A 17,244-nucleotide genomic window follows, 5' to 3' on the forward strand; every position below is an offset into this window, starting at 1 on the left:
GCTCATTGATTAGAAACGCCAAGAACGAACGAACGGCACGGCATTCGTAGTCCCAGTCCGCATGGAAGAACGGGCGAAATACCGCCGTCGTGAACATAAATTGGCCGCCTCAACAGGAGAGAGTCGCCATGTTTTTATCTGCCCTCGAAATGCGAAACATCATTGAAAGCAGCTTGCTGCCCAAGCGCTCGCAGTGCACCTTGTCACCTGACTTGTCGATGACAATCAAGATCTATGACGATCATGAAACCGATCGTGTGGCTTTGATCAAGACCGACATTGATGCCAACAAACTGAATGGTTGTCGGGCAATCAACGACCTGATTGCCGAGTTGCGCTCTGAACTCGACCACAATCACCACGCCGGTAATCACTTTCACCAGCAACACCGCATGACCGGGCGCTGATCACGGCCTTGTCTTCCTGAGAATCACGTCCGGGTTCGGTCATTGTCCGAACCCGGTGCCGTGCTTTTACTCAATCGGTTCAGTCCAATTGTTGTCGATAAGGCAGGTCCGGTCCGGTCCGACCGCATGTCAGCGCAGCCGCGCGCATGGCAAAAGCGAGCATCTCGCTTACCTGCTCCCGGTTCAGGGCATGCAGGCCTTCCACCGAATCCAGATGTTGCTCGGTCAGCCAGGTAATCAAAGCAGCCTGGAAGGTGTCCCCAGCGCCCACGGTATCGGCGATCTGCACCGAGCATGCCGGCATTGACCAGGAACCGTGCTGGCGGCTGAAGACCGTCGCGCCTTGACTGCCACGGGTAAGGAACACCAATTGGCAACGGTGTTCCAGCCAGCGCTCGATGATGGTCTGTGGCGGTTGGTCGGGGTAAAGAAGACTCAGGTCTTCATCGCTGACTTTGATCAAATCGGCATATTCGACCAGCGTTGCGATTCGCGAGCGCCACAGTTCGATGTCTGGTTGCGGGTTGAGTCGCACGTTCGGATCCAGGCTGATCAGGCGTTTGCCGCTCTCGCGCCGTACCAAGGCCAGGAGTGTGTCGGCGATCGGCTGTACCACCAGAGAGAAGGAGCCGACATGCAACCCGCGTACGTGGGGACCGAGCACTGGTAGACGGTCCAGGCCCAGTTGCCGGTCCGCGCACCCTTCACCGCGAAAGCTATAGTGGGGCGAACCGTCGGCGCCAACCGCCACCATCGCCAGGGTTGTAGGCGCGTCGAAGTCCAGTACGTACTCGGTGCTGACACCTTCGGCAAGCAGGACTTGGTGCAAGCGTCGGCCCAGGTAGTCCGTGGACAGCCCACCAAACAGCGCCGACTCCACTCCCAGGCGCCGCAGCCCTACCGCCACGTTGAACGGCGAACCGCCGGCAAGCGCTTTGAAATTGACCTGTGAGGCCGGGCCGCCAGATTCCTTTTCGCTGAAAAAATCAAACAGCGCTTCACCACACACCAAATACATAGTTCTTAACTCTCAAAGGGTTGCGACGTATTGTTGATAACATTCGTAAGCTTTTTGCGATGCCGCGACATGCTCGGCAATGGGTCGGGTTTCGCTGGCTGGATCGAGCTTGACGCAGCGTTCGCACAAGTCGGCCAGGCTGTCTGGCGAGCCTGAATGGCACCACGCCGCCTGAATCGCTGCACCCAGAGCGGCCGCTTCACTCTGTTCAGTGCAGATGACCGTGGTGTCCATGATATCGGCGACGATCTGCCGCCAAATCGGGCTTTTCGAGCCACCGCCGATCAAGCGGATGCTCTGGGCCTCGAGCCCGTTGGTGCGCAGCAGGTCCAGGCCATAGCGCAAACCGAAGGTCGTGCCTTCGACCACTGCCCGGCACAGATTGGCCCGGGTCAGGTTGGTGGTGGTCAGACCGAAAAGGCTGCCGGTGGCATGGGGCAGGGCGGGCACCCGCTCGCCATTGAGAAACGGGAGCATGCACACGCCTTCGGCGCCAATCGGGGCTGCCGCCACCAAGGCATTGAACGCTTCGATGTCCAGCTCCAGCAGCTCGCGCATGACCCCGGTGGCGTTGGTCAGGTTCATGGTGCAGATCAGCGGCAGCCAGCCGCCGCTGGATGAGCAGAAGGTTGCCACCGACGGCTGCGCACTGACCGCAGGTTCTGCGGCATAGGCGTAGACCGTGCCGGAGGAGCCCAGGCTCATGGTGATCACGCCGGGCTGGATGTTGCCGGTGCCGATAGCGCCCATCATGTTGTCGCCACCCCCGCTGGCCACCACCGCGTCGGGGTTGATGCCCAGATGGGCGGCAACGGCCGGCAGGATCCGCCCGACCGGCTGATGGGCCTCGATGAGCTGCGGCAATGCCGATTGCAGCCGGCCGCTGGGATCGATGTGTTGCAGCAGCTGTACGTCCCATTGACGGCTGCGTACGTTGAAATAGCCGGTGCCCGAGGCGTCGCCGTATTCGCTGCAATGGCGGCCGGTGAGCCAGTGATTGAGAAAATCGTGAGGCAGCAGGATGCTGGCGATGCGGTTGAACAGCTGCGGGTGATGCTCGCGGGTCCACAATAGTTTGGAAACCGTGTAGCCGGGTGCGATGACCACGCCTAGGCGTTCCAGAGAGCCGCTTTCGCCCCCCAGGTGGGCCAAGAGACGATCGTTTTGTGGAGTGCTTTCGGTGTCGCACCATAACTTGGCCGGGCGCAGGACCTGCCCTTGATCATCGAGCAGTACCAGACCATGTTGCTGGCCGGAGACACTGAGGCCGAGGATGGCCTGGCCATCGACGCCGGCGGATGCCAGGGCTTGATGGGTGGCCTGGGTGAAAGCGTCCAGCCATTGCGCGGTATCTTGCTCGCGCCGCCCGTCAGCGCCGCTGATCAGGGTGTGGGCAGCAGAACCGTGTCCCAGGACTTGACCGCTGGTGGCGTCCAGGATCAACGCCTTGGTGCCTTGGGTGCCGCAATCGATGCCCAGGAACAATTGTTGGTTTGCCATAAGAATCCTCGGATCAAAGAACAAAACACAGAACTTGTGGCCAGGGAATTACCTGTGGCGAGGGGATTTAGCGAAACGTCGCACCGCCCCGCTGGGCTGCGAAGCAGCCCCAATGTATCTGCAGCTTCGGTATATCAGGCAGCACGTCTGGGGGCCGCTTCGCGACCCAGCGGGGATAAATCCCCTCGCCACAAAAAGCAGATCGTGTCAGCAACTCAGTCCGTGTTGGCCAACACCTGCTCAAGCGTGCGCGTGACCCCATGTTCGCGCAAGCTGTTGCAGCACCACTCGAAGGCTGCCACGAACTCAGGCGAATGGGGGATGGACGTACCGAAAATCTCTTCGACCTCCAGCATCCGCTGGGTCACCAGCGCATCGTCGGCCACCAGCGCCTGGCAGAACGCCGCCCGCGGGTCAGGGATCGAGTAGCTCACGCCGTTTTCGTCCACGCCTTTCAAATACACGGCCCAGGCCGCCACCACCAGCGCCGCGCGACGGGTTTCGCCGCCGTCGGCAATCAAGCGGTTGATGGTCGGCACGGTGAATTTGGGAAACTTCGACGAGCCGTCCGAACACACCCGCTCCAACTGGTCAGCAATCGCCTGGTTGGAAAAACGCTCCACCAGGGTGTTCTTGTAGTCGGTCAGGTCGATCCCTGGCACGGGTGCCAGTTGCGGGGTCACGTCCAGGTCCATGTAGGCACGCATGTAACGCACGAACAGCGGATCGTTCATGGTTTCGTGGACGAAGCGATAACCCTTGAGAAAACCCAGGTAGGTCAGCGCCAGGTGACTGCCGTTGAGCAACTTGATTTTCATCTCTTCATAGGGCGAGACGTCATCGGTGAACTGCACGCCGACCTTTTCCCAGTTCGGGCGACCGTTGACGAATTTGTCTTCCAGCACCCATTGCACGAACGGCTCGCAGACCACCGGCCAGGCATCGTCGATCCCATGTTCGTCATGCAATTGCAGCCGGTGGGCACTGCTGGTCATGGGGGTGATGCGGTCAACCATGGCGTTGGGAAAGCTCACGTTGCGGTCGATCCATTGGCCCAGCTCGGGGTCGCGCAACGCGGCGAATGCCAGCAGCGCCTTGCGGGTGACAGCGCCGTTGTGGGGCAGGTTATCGCAGGACATCAGGGTGAATGCCGCAGTGCCGGCCGCGCGGCGCCTGGCCAGGGCCGCGCAGAGGAAACCGAAGACCGTCTTCGGTTGGTCAGGATGGGCCAGGTCGTGTTGGATTTGCGGCAGGTGGGCCATGAACTCGCCGTTACTGTCGTCGATGCAGTAGCCACCCTCGGTGATGGTCAGCGAGACAATGCGGATGTTCGGATCGGCCAGTTTCTCGATCAGCGCCTGGGCGCCGTCTTCGGCCAACAGCATGTCATTGATGGCACCGATCACCCGAACTTCGGTGTCATCGGTGTCCCCCAGTTCAAACAGGGTAAACAGGTAGTCCTGACTGGCGAGGTCATCCCGGGCACGGCGGTCTTCGGCCCGCAGGCCCACGCCGCAGATGGCCCAGTCGAGGCCTTCGCCGGTGTTCATCAGGGCGTCGGTGTAATAAGCCTGGTGCGCGCGGTGGAAGCCGCCGACGCCGATGTGGGCAATGCCCTGGCTGACCTCGCTCAAGGAATAAGCGGGCAGGGCGACCTCAGGGTTGAGGTTGTGCAGGTTCTGTCGGTTGAGTTTCATCACAAGTCTCGGCAATCAGGCGGCGACGCGCAGCGCACGGGTGACCGCCACGCCTTCGGCATCGAATAAGTGGCAGTGTTCAGCATCCAGGTGCAGGCTCAGTTGTTCACCGAAACGGCTCGCCAGATCGCCGCGCACCCGCATGGTCAAGGCTTCGCCGGACGCGGTCACAACGTGACAGAACGTATCGCTGCCCAGCCGCTCGCTGACATCGGCGGTGACCTCAAGCGTGCAATCGCCCGGTTGCGCCAGGTTCAAATGCTCCGGGCGAATCCCCAGGGTCACCGCGCCACCGACGCTCAGGCTGGCCCCGTTCAGGGGGAGGCTGATCCGGGTGCCGGCATCCAGGAGGACTTCACAGCCCTGGCCTTCAAGCCGTGTGACCTTGCCTTTGAGAAAGCCCATTTTCGGCGTGCCGAGGAACCCGGCGACAAACAGGTTGGCCGGCTGGTGATACAGCTCCAGCGGCGAGCCGACCTGTTCGACGCGCCCGCTGTTGAGCACCACCACTTTGTCGGCCAGAGTCATGGCTTCAACCTGGTCATGGGTCACGTAGATCATGGTCGCCTGCAGCTCCTTGTGCAGGCGCGCCAGCTCCAGGCGCATCTGTACCCGCAGGGCGGCGTCGAGGTTGGACAGCGGTTCGTCGAACAGAAAAATCTTCGGGTTGCGCACGATGGCCCGGCCGATCGCCACCCGTTGGCGCTGGCCGCCGGACAGCTGCTTGGGCTTGCGCTCAAGCATCGGCCCCAGTTCGAGGATGCGCGCCGCTTCGTTGACTTTCTTCTCGACCTCGGCCTTGGGCACACCGGCCAGGTCCAGAGCAAAGGACATGTTCTTGCGCACGCTCATGTGCGGGTAAAGCGCGTAGGTCTGGAACACCATCGCCAGGTCGCGCTTGGCTGGGCTGACTTCGGTGATGTCGCGGCCGTCCAGTTCGATAGTGCCGTCGCTGACCTCTTCCAGGCCGGCGATCAGCCGCAGCAGGGTGGACTTGCCGCAGCCAGACGGGCCGACGAAGACCACGAACTCGCGGTCATTCACCTCAAGGTCGATGCCCTTGATGATGGAGAAACCTTCGAAGCCTTTTTGCAGATTCTTGATTTTCAGGTTGGCCATGATGATGGGCCTCCACTTGTCATTTATTCAGTTTGGCTGGAGAAGATCGCAGCCTCGTTGCACTCGACAGCTCCTACAGGGCTGGCGAAGCCTGCGATCTTTTGGCGATTCATTTCACGGCGCCGAAGGACAAACCGCGCACCAGCTGTTTCTGGCTGATCCAGCCGAAAATCAGGATCGGCGCGCAGGCCAGGGTCGAGACGGCCGACAACTTGGCCCAGAACAAACCTTCGGGGCTGGAGTAGGAGGCGATCAGGGCCGTCAGCGGCGCGGCTTTGGAGGAGGTGAGGTTCAGCGACCAGAAGGCCTCGTTCCAGCACAGGATCAGCGACAGCAGCACGGTGGAGGCCAGGCCGCCCTTGGCGATGGGGAGCAGCACTCGCACCATTTCCTGCCACAGCGTGGCGCCATCCAGACGCGCGGCTTCAAGGATGTCGCGGGGAATGTCCTTGAAGTAGGTGTAAATCATCCAGACCACGATCGGCAGGTTGATCAGGGTGTAGATGATGATCAACGCGGTCCGCGTGTCCAGCAGGCCAAAGCTCTTGGCCAGCAGGTAGATCGGCATCAGCACGCCCACCGGCGGCAGCATTTTGGTGGAGAGCATCCACAGCAACGTGCCTTTGGTGCGCTGGGTTTCATAGAACGCCATGGAGTAGGCCGCCGGCACCGCGATCAGCAGGCAAAGGGCGGTGGCGCTGAAGGAAATCACCACCGAGTTCCAAGCGAAGCTGAAGTAGTTGCTGCGCTCGTTGATGTGCAGGTAATTCTCCAGCGTCGGCGTGAAGATGAACTGCGGCGGTGTGGCAAACGCATCGATTTCGGTCTTGAAGCTGGTCAGCACCATCCAGAAGATCGGGAAGAAAATCAGGATCGCGATGGCCCAGGCCAGCGTACCCAGCAGCAGGCTTTGCAGGCGACGGGATTGTTGAAGTGTCATGGCTGCGGCCTCAATTCTTGTCGGTGAGGTTTTTGCCGATCATCCGGACCAGGATGATGGCGGCGATATTGGCAATCACCACGGCAATCAAGCCGCCGGCCGAAGCCATGCCAACGTCGAACTGCACCAGCGCCTGGTTGTAGATCAGGTAGGCGAGGTTGGTGGAGGCGTAGCCGGGGCCACCGTTGGTGGTGGTGAAAATCTCGGCAAACACCGACAGCAGGAAGATGGTTTCAATCATCAGCACCACCGCAATCGGGCGAGCCAGGTGGGGCAGGGTCAGGTGCCAGAAAATCGCGATCGGACCCGCGCCATCCAGGCGCGCAGCTTCTTTCTGTTCCTGGTCGAGGGACTGCATGGCCGTCATCAGGATCAGGATCGCGAAGGGCAACCATTGCCAGCTCACGATGATGATGATCGACAGCAGCGGGTAGTGGGCCAGCCAGTCCACCGGCTGCGCGCCGAACAGTTTCCACACCGAGGCGAGGATGCCCGAGACCGGGTGGAAAATCAGGTTCTTCCAGATCAGCGCGCCCACGGTGGGCATGATGAAGAACGGTGAGATCAGCAAGACCCGCACGATGCCGCGACCAAAAAACTCGCTGGCCTCCAGCAGCGCACTGATCAACACGCCGAGCACGATACTGATCAGCAACACGCTGCCCACCAGCAGCAGGGTGTTGGTGGCGCCGGGCATGAAACCCGAATCGGTCAGGAAGTACTCAAAGTTCTCCAGCCCGACAAATTCGTTTTCGCCGGGGTAGAGCAGGTTGTAGCGGATCAGCGAGAAGTAGACGGTCATGCCCAGTGGCACGATCATCCACAGCAGCAATATGGCCACCGAGGGGCTGACCAGGAACCAGCCGGGATTGGCCAGGCGGCTTTTGCGAACCGGTGGAGCAATCTCGATGGGCGCTTTGGCAGTTGTCGTTGAGCTATTCATGGCATTGAACCGATTTTGTGCAGGCCTACAGAAATCCCCTGTGGGAGCGGGCTTGCTCGCGAATAGGCCAGCACATCCAACATCAATGTGACTGACAGATCGCTTTCGCGAGCAAGCCCGCTCCCACAAAAGGCAGAGCGGCGGCGCGGGTTACTTGGGATACCCGGCACGCTTCATCTCGCGTTCGGTGGTGGACTGCGCAGCGGTCAACGCCTGGTCCACGGTTTGCTGGCCGGTCAGTGCGCCGGAGAAGAACTTGCCCACCTGGGTGCCGATGGCCTGGAACTCAGGAATGGTCACCAACTGGATGCCCACGTAGGGCACAGGTTTGAGGGTTGGCGCTTTCGGGTCGGCGACTTTCAACGACTCCAGGGTCACCTTGGCAAACGGCGCGGCCTTCATGTAGTCGTCGCTGTAGGTCGAGGTGCGTGTGCCTGGTGGTACGTTGGCGATGCCGTCGGTCTTGGCGACCAATTGACCGTACTCCTTGGACGTTGCCCACGTGGTAAAGACCGTGGCCGCTTCCTTGGCTTTGGAACTGGCCGGGATGGCCAGCGACCAGGAATACATCCACGAGGTACCCTTGTCGGTTTTTTCGTGGGGAGCGAAGGTGAAGCCAACGTGATCGGCCACCTTGCTCTGGGTCTTGTCGGTCACGAACGAACCGGCCACGCTGGCATCGACCCAGATCGCACATTTGCCGCTGTTGAACAGCGCGAGGTTTTCGTTGAAGCCGTTGCTGGACGCGCCCGGCGGGCCGGACTTCTTCATGTTGTCGACGTAGAAATTCAGTGCCTCTTTCCACTCGGGCCCATTGAATTGCGGCTGCCACTTCTCATCGAACCAGCGTGCGCCATAACCGTTGGCCAGGGTGGTGATCAGTGCCATGTTCTCGCCCCAACCGGCTTTGCCACGCAGGCACAGGCCATATTGTTCCTTGGTCTTGTCGGTGAGTTTTTCCGCGAACTCACCAATCTGGGTCCAGGTTGGGTGTTCGGGCATGCTCAGCCCGGCATCCTTGAACAGGTCGGTGCGGTAGTACGTGATCGAGCTTTCGGCGTAGAACGGCAGGGCATAGAGCGTGCCCTTGACCGACAGGCCTTCACGCACGGACGGAAAAATATCATCCAGGGCATAGCTGGCCGGCAAATCCTTCATCGGTTCCAGCCAGCCCTTGGCACCCCAAAGTGCGGCTTCGTACATGCCGATGGTCAACACGTCGAACTGCCCGCCCTGGGTGGCGATGTCGGTGGTCAGACGCTGGCGCAGGACGTTTTCTTCGAGCACCACCCAATTGAGCTTGATGTCCGGGTGCTCGGCTTCGAAGGTCTTCGAGAGCTTTTGCATGCGGATCATGTCGCTGTTGTTGACGGTGGCAATGGTGAGGGTCTGTGCGCCGAAACTGACGCTGCTGAGGGTCATGCAGGTGGAGACAAGCAGAGCTTTTACCGAAGGTTTCATCGCGCACTCCTTTTCCGCGCCCAAAGGCTGCGGAAGGACAGTTATTGTTTTTGTGTCTTCCGGATGAAGGGAAGAATGTGCGCTGATTACAGCCCTCAATCGACGGCGTGACAAATCATCCGTCGCACTTGTGCTGATACTTTTTTGCACTGAAGAGAAGTGCGGCTAAACAATGAACCCCGTGGCGAGGGAGCTTGCTCCCGCTGGGCTGCGAAGCAGACCCAAAAAACAAGGGCCGCTGCGCGCCCCAGCGGGAGCAAGCTCCCTCGCCACGGGGGACCCTGTCGGGGCGAAAAATGTCAGCCCTGGTTCTGTTCGGTCAAGCGCTGCACCGCCAGCCGCCGGTAATGGGAAGGGGTCATGCCCTTGAGCTGCTGGAAACGCCGGTTGAAGTTGGAAATGTTGTTGAAACCCGACTCAAAACACACGTCCGTCACCGGTTTGTCGCCGTCGGCCAACAACTCGCAGGACTTGCTGATGCGCAGGCGATTGACGAACTCGATGAAACAGCGGCCGGTGGCCTGTTTGAAGACGCGGCTGAAGTACGTCGGTTTCATGCCCAGATGGTCGGCCACTTCTTCCAGGGACAATTCACGAGCGTAATGGGCAAAGATGTAATCCACCGCCCGGTTGGTACGGTCGATGCTGTGCTCGTCCGCCGGTTGCGAGGCGGTGGCTCCGGAAAGCAATTGATAGTCATCGGTTGCGGCCAGCAGCTCCATCAGGATGAAAAAATGCCCCAGGCGGCTCATGCCTTGGGAATCGGCGATGCGCTGCATCAGGATCATGGCCTGGCGGATGGTGCGCTTGCAGCGAAATTCGATGCCGTACTGGGCGCGCTCCAACAGCGGGGTGACGGTCTTGAGCTCGGCAAACACCTGATGACCGCTCTCGAACAGCTCGTCGGTAAAGTTCACCAGCATGTCACGCTTGGGCACCACTTCGTCCTCGGCCACCTGGCTGATCCAGTTGTGGGGCAGGTTGGGGCCGGTGAGAAACAGCGATTGCGGGTAAAAGTTGCCGATGTAGTCACCGATGAACACCTTGCCGGAGCTGGCGACAATCAGGTGCAACTCGTATTCCTTATGGAAATGCCAGCGCACCAGCGGGCACGGGAAGCCGTGCTGGCGATAGATGATGGACAACCCGTTATGGTCGTCCATCAACTCGTAGGAAGGGTCGGTGACTCTTGCTGTTCGGGTCATGGCCTGGCGCTTTTGTTGTTATTGCCGCTGGATAATGCCCCCTTCGCCGCACGGGGGCTACCCCGGAGCGTTAGCTGCCTGGCTGTTGCGGTTCTTCTCCTCAATCCACTGGGACATGTATTGAGTGCTCTTGTGCTGATGGTGACGCAACATGCTGCCGGTGAAGTTATCCCGGCGCCGTTGCTCAAGGTCGGCGCGACAGGCTTGGAGGCAGTCAATCAACGCCTGGGCGTGGACCTGTCGGCGGTAACGGTCCGCCAGCAGCGCCAGGCCGTTATCCCGGGCGCGGGTCCATAGGCTCTGTTCGCTGTACAACTGCACAGCGGCGCGGGCGATATCTTCGGCGCTTTGGGCAATCGATCCAGGCCAGGGCATTTCACCGTGCATGGCTTCTGCGCCGATGGGTGTGGTGACATTGGGCGTGCCGCACAGCATGGCATCGATCAGCTTGCCCTTGATGCCGGCACCGAAACGCAACGGCGCCAGACAGACACGCGCCGCCGACATGACCTGTAGCGCGTCTTCGGCCCAGTTCATGATGTGAAACCCTTGGGCCGGGTTGTGCAGCGCCGCAGCCTTAGGCGGGGTGTAGGCGCCATACAGGTGCAGTTGCGCGTCGGGCAGCTGTTGGCGGATCAATGGCCAAATGGCGTTTTTCATCCAGAGCACGGCGTCCCAGTTCGGCGCGTGACGGAAGTTGCCGATGCTCAGGAAATGCGCCCGATCTTCGAACGGCACGCGTTCCTCGCTCGGCAGGTCCAGCATCAGTGGGCACCAATGCAAGAGGTTGCGGGGCAGTTTGAAGTGCTCTACCAGAAGCTCGATCTCGACTTCGGACACCATCAGGCTCAGGTCGCACCGGTGCAGGGCGGCGATTTCACGCTTGGCCAGGTCGGTGCCGGCCATCGACTCGAACGCTTGACGCAGGTCTTGCGCAAACAGATCGCGGAAATCCTGGGAAACGTCATCCTTCTTCAAACGATCCTTGAGCCGCTGATGCCGGGCGTGGCGCAGGCTTTGCAAATCGGATGTCTCCAGCACACGAAGGGCGCCGGGGCAGTGTTTCTCGACCCGCCAGCCGAACTGTTCTTCCATCATGAACTGGTCGAACAACACGATATCCGGAGCCAGTTCAGCGATGAATGCGTCGAAGCTGCTGTTGTTGAGCTCGATCGGCACTTCGTCGATGCCCAGCGCGATCAGGTCGGCACGGTTCTCACCCGGGCCTGCGGGACTGCTGAAGGTAATGTCCCAGCCTTGTCCGAGGAAGGCATCCAGAATCTGCATGACGTGCCCGCTGGCAGCCGATGAGCGCGGCTCGGGCCAGACATAGCCGATAACCAGGACCTTGGTGGCGGTGGGTTGACGCATGAGCGGGTGCTTCCTTGGAACGAATCGACTTGGGCGCTATCAGCGCGGGGCGCCGATAGTGACCAACAATTGCGTCAGGCTCAAGAAAGAATGCCGTTGACCTTATCGCGCAACTGATCAATGGAAAAAGGCTTGCCAATCACCGCCATGCCTTCGGGCACATCAATGCTTTCGGCGTAACCGCTGGCAAACAGAATGGGCAACTGAGGCCGCGCCGATCGGGCCTGCTTGGCCAGCTCGCGACCGTCCATCACCGGCAGGCCGACATCGGTCATCATCAGAGCGATGGGCTGCGCATCATTGCGCAGATACGCCAGGGCCTGTTCGCAGCCGTCCGCTTCCAGTACCTGGTATTCCAGCTCTTCCAGCACGTCGACAATCAACATACGAACGATGTCGTCGTCTTCGACTACCAGAATGGTCGGCTGAGTATCAGGAGCGGGGTTGTGCATGGTAGACATTCTCGGGGTATTGGGTTGGGGAGTGCGCCAAAAAAAACGGCCTTATGCATGAGTAAGTAGCAAGGGGGCACAAGTTCCCAGGGTTGTACAAGAAAGGATCTATAGTACAAGAGCTGACAAGGATCGTCGCTTCCTCAGGCTTTTCGTGGAGTTTGCGCCTTTGCCCCGTCAGAATGTGGATCCAACCGGTATTATTCGGCAAACTCCACGGTTTTCAACTGTCCACCAAGGCTTATTCCATGACTCCTTCGTCTTCGGTTGACGAGCAAAGTTTTCGCAAGCTCCTGAGCCGCAATATCAGTCTGCCCCTGGGTATCGGCGCCCTCAGCGCTGTGTTTTTCGTCGTGCTGATCACCTATCTGCTGTCGGTCATCCAGTGGGTCGGGCATACCGATCGCGTGATCAATAATGCCAACGAAGCGCTCAAGCTGAGTGTGGATCTGGAAACCGGCATGCGCGGTTACCTCCTGACGGGCGACGAGCACTTCCTCGACCCCTACGAAGTGGCCAAGCCGCGTATCGCTGTCGCCCTGGAGACATTGCTGGAATTGACAGCCGACAACCCCGTCCAGGTTGACCGGCTGCGCAAGGTACAAGCGCTCCAGGTGGAGTGGGCCAATTACGCCCAGAGCATGATTGACATGCAGCGCAACAGCGGCGATTACCGCGGCGCGGTCAAGGCCGGGCGCGGCAAGCGCTTGACCGATGAAATACGTAAGACCTATGAGGATATCGTTGAATCCGAGCAGCAGCTGCGTGCCGAACGCAACGACCAGGTGCGCGCCACTACCCTCTGGAGCATCGCTCTGTATCTGTTGTTCGTGGCCGCCGTCAGCGGCTTGCTGGCCTATGTCGGGCGCCGGGATCTGTTGGGGCTGTCCAACAACTACAGCGCCAGCCTGAAGATCCAGCAGCAGAGCGCGTTGCATCTGGAAAAACAGGCCTGGCTGCGCAATGGCCAGACGCTGCTGGCCGAGCAGGTCCTGGGGCAACTGACGTTGAACCTGCTGGGTCGCAACATCCTGCAGTTCTGTGCCCAATACATGGGCGCTGTCGTGGCTGCACTTTATGCGCGGGAAGAAAGCGGCCTGCTCAGGCGCGTCGCCACCTACGGCATGTCCCGAGAGAACGAAGAACAACAACAGGTGATCGTTGTCGGCGAAGGCATCGCCGGCCAGGCGGTTCAACAAGCGCGTCTCATCCGCCTGGATGACGTGCCCGACGACTACCTGCAAGTCAGTTCGGGGCTGGGGCAGGGTTTGCCCAACAGTGTGCTGGTCATGCCCACCAGCGACGATGACCGGATCAACGGCGTTATCGAACTGGGCTTTCTGCGACCTGTGACCGATCGCGATATCGAACTGCTGGAACTGGTGGCCGGCAATATCGGCACCTCCATCGAAGCGGCCCGTTACCGGCAGCGTTTGCAGGAAGTTCTTGCCGAAACCCAACAGTTGAACGAAGAGCTGCAAGTTCAGCAGGAAGAACTGCGGACCGCCAACGAGGAGCTGGAAGAACAGTCGCGCATCCTCAAGGAATCCCAGGCGCACCTGGAAGCCCAGCAACAGGAACTGGAACAGACCAACGAGCAACTGGCTGAACAACGCGATGCCATGGACCAGAAGAACAGCGAACTGAACCTGGTGCAGATCCAGTTGCAGGAACGCGCCGAAGAGTTGCAGCGTTCGAGCAAATACAAGTCCGAGTTCCTGGCGAACATGTCCCATGAACTGCGTACACCGCTCAACAGCTCACTGATCCTGTCCAAGCTGCTGGCGGAGAATCCGCAGCAGAACCTCAACGAAGAACAAGTGAAATTTGCCGAGTCGATCTATTCCGCCGGTAACGACCTGCTGAACCTGATCAATGACATTCTCGATATTTCCAAAGTCGAGGCCGGGAAGCTGGAAGTGCGTCCGGAGAACACCGGCGTGACGCGCCTGGTGGAAGGCTTGCGTGACATGTTCATGCCCCTGGCGAGCGAAAAAGGCCTGAGCTTCGAGGTGCAACTGCTGCCCGACGCTCCGGCCATGCTGTATACCGACCGTCAGCGCCTGGAACAGGTACTCAAGAACCTGCTGTCCAATGCCATCAAGTTCACCGAGAAAGGCACGGTATGCCTGACGGTGGCCGGTCAGGCCGGGGCGGGCATCGCGTTCATGGTGCGTGACTCAGGCATCGGCATCGCCGCCGATCAACAACAAAGCATCTTTGAAGCCTTCCGCCAGGCCGATGGCACTACGAATCGCCGGTACGGCGGGACCGGTTTGGGCCTGTCGATTTCCCGTGACCTGGCCAGCCTGCTTGGCGGCTCGATTTCTGTCTCCAGCGAACCGGGGCAGGGCAGTGTGTTTACGCTGGTATTGCCAGAACGCTACGTCGAGTCGGGGGAGCCGCTGGTAGAACCGGGGATGTTCACTGCAGCCAACACGATGGCGCCCCCCGCGCCCCCTGAACCTGTCAGCGCACCGCTGATCGCCCAAGTCGATGTGCCCATCGCCCCCTTTGCCGATGACCGCGACAAGGCACCGTTCAACACCCGGTGCATTCTGGTGATCGAAGACGAGCCCAGCTTTGCCCGGATCCTGTTCGACCTGGCCCACGAGCTCGGTTACCAGTGTCTGGTGGCCCAAGGTGCCGATGAAGGCTTCGACCTGGCCTCGCAGTTGATCCCCGATGCAATCCTGCTGGATATGCGCCTGCCGGATCACTCCGGGCTGACGGTGTTGCAGCGGCTCAAGGAGCAACCTGGAACCCGGCACATCCCGGTACATGTGATTTCCGTCGAGGATCGCGTAGAAGCCGCGATGCACATGGGCGCCGTCGGCTATGCGGTCAAACCGACCTCTCGCGAAGAACTCAAGGAGGTATTCGCCCGCCTGGAAGCCAAGCTGACCCAGAAGGTCAAGCGGGTGCTGCTGGTGGAGGACGATGATTTGCAACGTGACAGCATCACCCGGCTGATCGGTGACGATGACATCGAGATCACCGCTGTCGGCCTGGCGCAGCAAGCCCTGGACCTGCTGCGAAGCAACGTCTATGACTGCATGATCATCGACCTGAAGCTGCCTGACATGCTGGGCAATGACCTGCTCAAGCGCATGTCCACCGAAGATATCTGCTCATTCCCACCGGTGATCGTCTACACCGGGCGCAACCTGACCCGCGACGAAGAAGCCGAACTGCGCAAGTATTCACGCTCGATCATCATCAAGGGCGCCCGTTCGCCGGAGCGGTTGCTGGATGAAGTGACACTTTTTCTGCACAAAGTCGAATCCCGGTTGTCCCATGAACGGCAGCGGATGCTCAGGACCGCCCGCAGCCGCGACAAGGTTTTCGAGGGCCGTAAAGTGCTGCTGGTGGACGATGATGTGCGCAACATTTTCGCCCTGACCAGTGCCCTGGAGGCCAAGGGTGCGATCGTCGTCATCGGCCGTAACGGCTATGAGGCGATCGAGCGTCTGAACGAAGTCGACGACATCGACCTGGTGCTGATGGATGTGATGATGCCGGAGATGGACGGTTTCGAGGCCACCGCGCTGATCCGCAAGGACCCGCGCTGGCGCAAGCTGCCCATCATTGCCGTGACGGCCAAGGCCATGAAGGATGATCAGGAGCGCTGCCTGGCGGCCGGTTCCAACGATTACCTGGCCAAGCCGATCGATCTGGATCGTCTGTTCTCGCTGATTCGCGTGTGGTTGCCGAATATGGAAAGAATTTAGTGGAACGTAACACTGACATTGAAATCCGTTTGTTGATCGACGCGATCTACCTCAAGTACAGCTACGATTTTCGGGACTATTCCGGCGCCTCCATCAAGCGCCGGGTCCAGCACGCGCTGAGCCAGTTCGAATGCAAGACCATCTCGGCACTGCAGGAGCGCGTGTTGCACGACCCGGGCATGTTCATGCAACTGCTGCAACTGTTGACGATCCCTGTCAGTGAGATGTTTCGCGACCCGTCGCATTTCCTGGCGATCCGCGAAGAAGTGGTGCCGCTGCTCAAGACCTATCCTTCGATCAAGATCTGGATCGCCGGTTGCAGCACCGGGGAGGAGGTCTATTCCATGGCGATCCTGCTGCGCGAGGAAGGGCTGCTGGAACGCACGCTCATTTACGCCACCGACATCAATCCGCGGTCCCTGGAAAAAGCCAAGCAGGGCATTTTTTCGCTCGAGAACGTGCGGGCCTACACCCAGAACTATCAGCGCGCGGGAGGGCGGCGATCATTTGCCGATTACTACACCGCCGCCTACGATTACGCGATGTTCGACAAAACCCTGCGCGAGAACGTGACCTTTGCCGATCACAGCCTGGCGACTGATAGCGTATTTTCAGAAACCCAGTTAATTTCATGTCGTAACGTATTGATATATTTCAACAAAAAGCTGCAAGATCGCGCGTTCGGATTGTTCCATGAGTCCCTCTGTCACCGTGGTTTCCTGGTACTGGGCAGCAAAGAGACACTGGATTTTTCGTCTTTCGGCAAGCAATTCGAGCCGTTGGTCAAACAAGAACGGATCTATCGCAAGTTATGAACCAGACGATGCACAGATCCAGATCGCCCATCCAAGCCGTTGTCGTCGGTGCGTCCGCCGGCGGCGTCGAAGCGCTGCTCAAAGTCTTCGGGCAACTGCCAAAGGGCTTCGGCGTACCCATTCTGGTGGTGCTGCATCTGCCCGATGAGCGCGACAGCCAGATGGCCCAGGTCTTCGGCCATCGTCTGGCGATACCGGTGCAGGAAGCTCAGGACAAGCAGAACATTCAACCGGGCACTTTGTATGTTGCCTCACCCGGCTATCACCTGTCGGTCGAAGCCGACCGCAGTCTTTCGTTGAGCCTGGAGGAGCCGGTGCACCATTCGCGGCCGTCGATAGATGTGCTATTCGAATCCGCCGCCGACGCCTTCGGCCCGAACCTGTTGGCGGTAGTGCTGACCGGCGCCAACAACGACGGTGCCCAGGGGCTGGCCAAGGTCAGGGAGCTGGGCGGAATCACGGTGGTCCAGGACCCTGACGAAGCCCAGGTTTCGACCATGCCCGAAGCAGCACTTGCCCTGCAAGAGCCCGACCATATCCTCACTTTGCAAGGCATCGGCCAATTACTGGCCGCTCTGGAATGAA

14 protein-coding genes are annotated in these 17,244 nt (G+C 59.9%); 4 read left to right on the forward strand and 10 right to left on the reverse strand.

The window, feature by feature from the left end:
- The first annotated feature begins 128 nt into the window (after positions 1-128).
- Positions 129-407 carry a DUF1652 domain-containing protein gene (locus BMY45_RS12905; RefSeq protein ID WP_092398102.1) on the forward strand — a complete coding sequence of 93 codons (279 nt, stop codon included), beginning with the start codon at positions 129-131 and terminating at the stop codon, positions 405-407.
- 79 nt (positions 408-486) lie between these two features.
- Here BMY45_RS12905 and BMY45_RS12910 read toward each other — a convergent pair whose 3' ends face one another.
- The 10 genes from BMY45_RS12910 to BMY45_RS12955 all read right to left on the reverse strand — a co-directional run bounded on the left by BMY45_RS12910 (position 487) and on the right by BMY45_RS12955 (position 12,113).
- Positions 487-1,425, reverse strand: a complete 939-nt coding sequence (locus tag BMY45_RS12910; protein ID WP_092398104.1) for a carbohydrate kinase family protein — start codon at positions 1,423-1,425, stop codon at positions 487-489.
- 12 nt (positions 1,426-1,437) lie between these two features.
- The gene (gene xylB / locus BMY45_RS12915) at positions 1,438-2,925 is read right to left on the reverse strand and encodes a xylulokinase (protein WP_092398106.1); all 1,488 of its coding nucleotides are present in this window, start codon (positions 2,923-2,925) and stop codon (positions 1,438-1,440) included.
- 215 nt (positions 2,926-3,140) lie between these two features.
- Complete coding sequence (locus tag BMY45_RS12920) at positions 3,141-4,622, reverse strand: mannitol dehydrogenase family protein (protein ID WP_092398108.1); 1,482 nt, start codon at positions 4,620-4,622, stop codon at positions 3,141-3,143.
- A gap of 15 nt (positions 4,623-4,637) precedes the next feature.
- Positions 4,638-5,741 (reverse strand): ABC transporter ATP-binding protein, encoded by a 1,104-nt coding sequence (locus tag BMY45_RS12925; protein ID WP_092398110.1) that lies wholly within the window; start codon positions 5,739-5,741, stop codon positions 4,638-4,640.
- A 109-nt stretch (positions 5,742-5,850) separates the two neighbouring features.
- Positions 5,851-6,681 carry a carbohydrate ABC transporter permease gene (locus BMY45_RS12930; protein WP_047229111.1) on the reverse strand — a complete coding sequence of 277 codons (831 nt, stop codon included), beginning with the start codon at positions 6,679-6,681 and terminating at the stop codon, positions 5,851-5,853.
- Positions 6,682-6,691: 10 nt separating this feature from the next.
- On the reverse strand, positions 6,692-7,624 hold the full coding sequence (locus tag BMY45_RS12935) for a carbohydrate ABC transporter permease (protein ID WP_092398112.1): 933 nt from the start codon (positions 7,622-7,624) through the stop codon (positions 6,692-6,694).
- A 150-nt stretch (positions 7,625-7,774) separates the two neighbouring features.
- Positions 7,775-9,085: an ABC transporter substrate-binding protein gene (locus BMY45_RS12940; RefSeq protein WP_092398114.1), complete on the reverse strand. Its 1,311-nt coding sequence runs from the start codon at positions 9,083-9,085 to the stop codon at positions 7,775-7,777.
- 299 nt (positions 9,086-9,384) lie between these two features.
- Positions 9,385-10,290 carry an AraC family transcriptional regulator gene (locus BMY45_RS12945; RefSeq protein ID WP_092398116.1) on the reverse strand — a complete coding sequence of 302 codons (906 nt, stop codon included), beginning with the start codon at positions 10,288-10,290 and terminating at the stop codon, positions 9,385-9,387.
- A gap of 57 nt (positions 10,291-10,347) precedes the next feature.
- Positions 10,348-11,661: a glycosyltransferase gene (locus BMY45_RS12950; RefSeq protein ID WP_092398118.1), complete on the reverse strand. Its 1,314-nt coding sequence runs from the start codon at positions 11,659-11,661 to the stop codon at positions 10,348-10,350.
- An 80-nt stretch (positions 11,662-11,741) separates the two neighbouring features.
- Complete coding sequence (locus tag BMY45_RS12955; protein ID WP_047229106.1) at positions 11,742-12,113, reverse strand: response regulator; 372 nt, start codon at positions 12,111-12,113, stop codon at positions 11,742-11,744.
- 248 nt (positions 12,114-12,361) lie between these two features.
- On the opposite strand from BMY45_RS12955, the gene BMY45_RS12960 reads away from it, so the two are divergent.
- The 3 genes from BMY45_RS12960 to BMY45_RS12970 are packed head-to-tail and all read left to right on the forward strand — an operon-like array spanning position 12,362 to position 17,243.
- Positions 12,362-15,844: a response regulator gene (locus BMY45_RS12960; protein ID WP_092398582.1), complete on the forward strand. Its 3,483-nt coding sequence runs from the start codon at positions 12,362-12,364 to the stop codon at positions 15,842-15,844.
- Positions 15,844-16,659, forward strand: coding sequence for a CheR family methyltransferase (locus BMY45_RS12965; protein ID WP_092398120.1), 816 nt, complete (start codon positions 15,844-15,846; stop codon positions 16,657-16,659). Before BMY45_RS12960 ends, BMY45_RS12965 begins: the two co-directional genes overlap by 1 nt.
- Positions 16,656-17,243 carry a chemotaxis protein CheB gene (locus BMY45_RS12970; protein ID WP_092398122.1) on the forward strand — a complete coding sequence of 196 codons (588 nt, stop codon included), beginning with the start codon at positions 16,656-16,658 and terminating at the stop codon, positions 17,241-17,243. Before BMY45_RS12965 ends, BMY45_RS12970 begins: the two co-directional genes overlap by 4 nt.
- The last annotated feature ends 1 nt before the right edge of the window (position 17,244 follow it).

Source organism: Pseudomonas sp. NFACC39-1 (genome assembly GCF_900110355.1).
In the GTDB taxonomy this organism is placed as follows: Bacteria; Pseudomonadota; Gammaproteobacteria; order Pseudomonadales; family Pseudomonadaceae; genus Aquipseudomonas; species Aquipseudomonas tehranensis.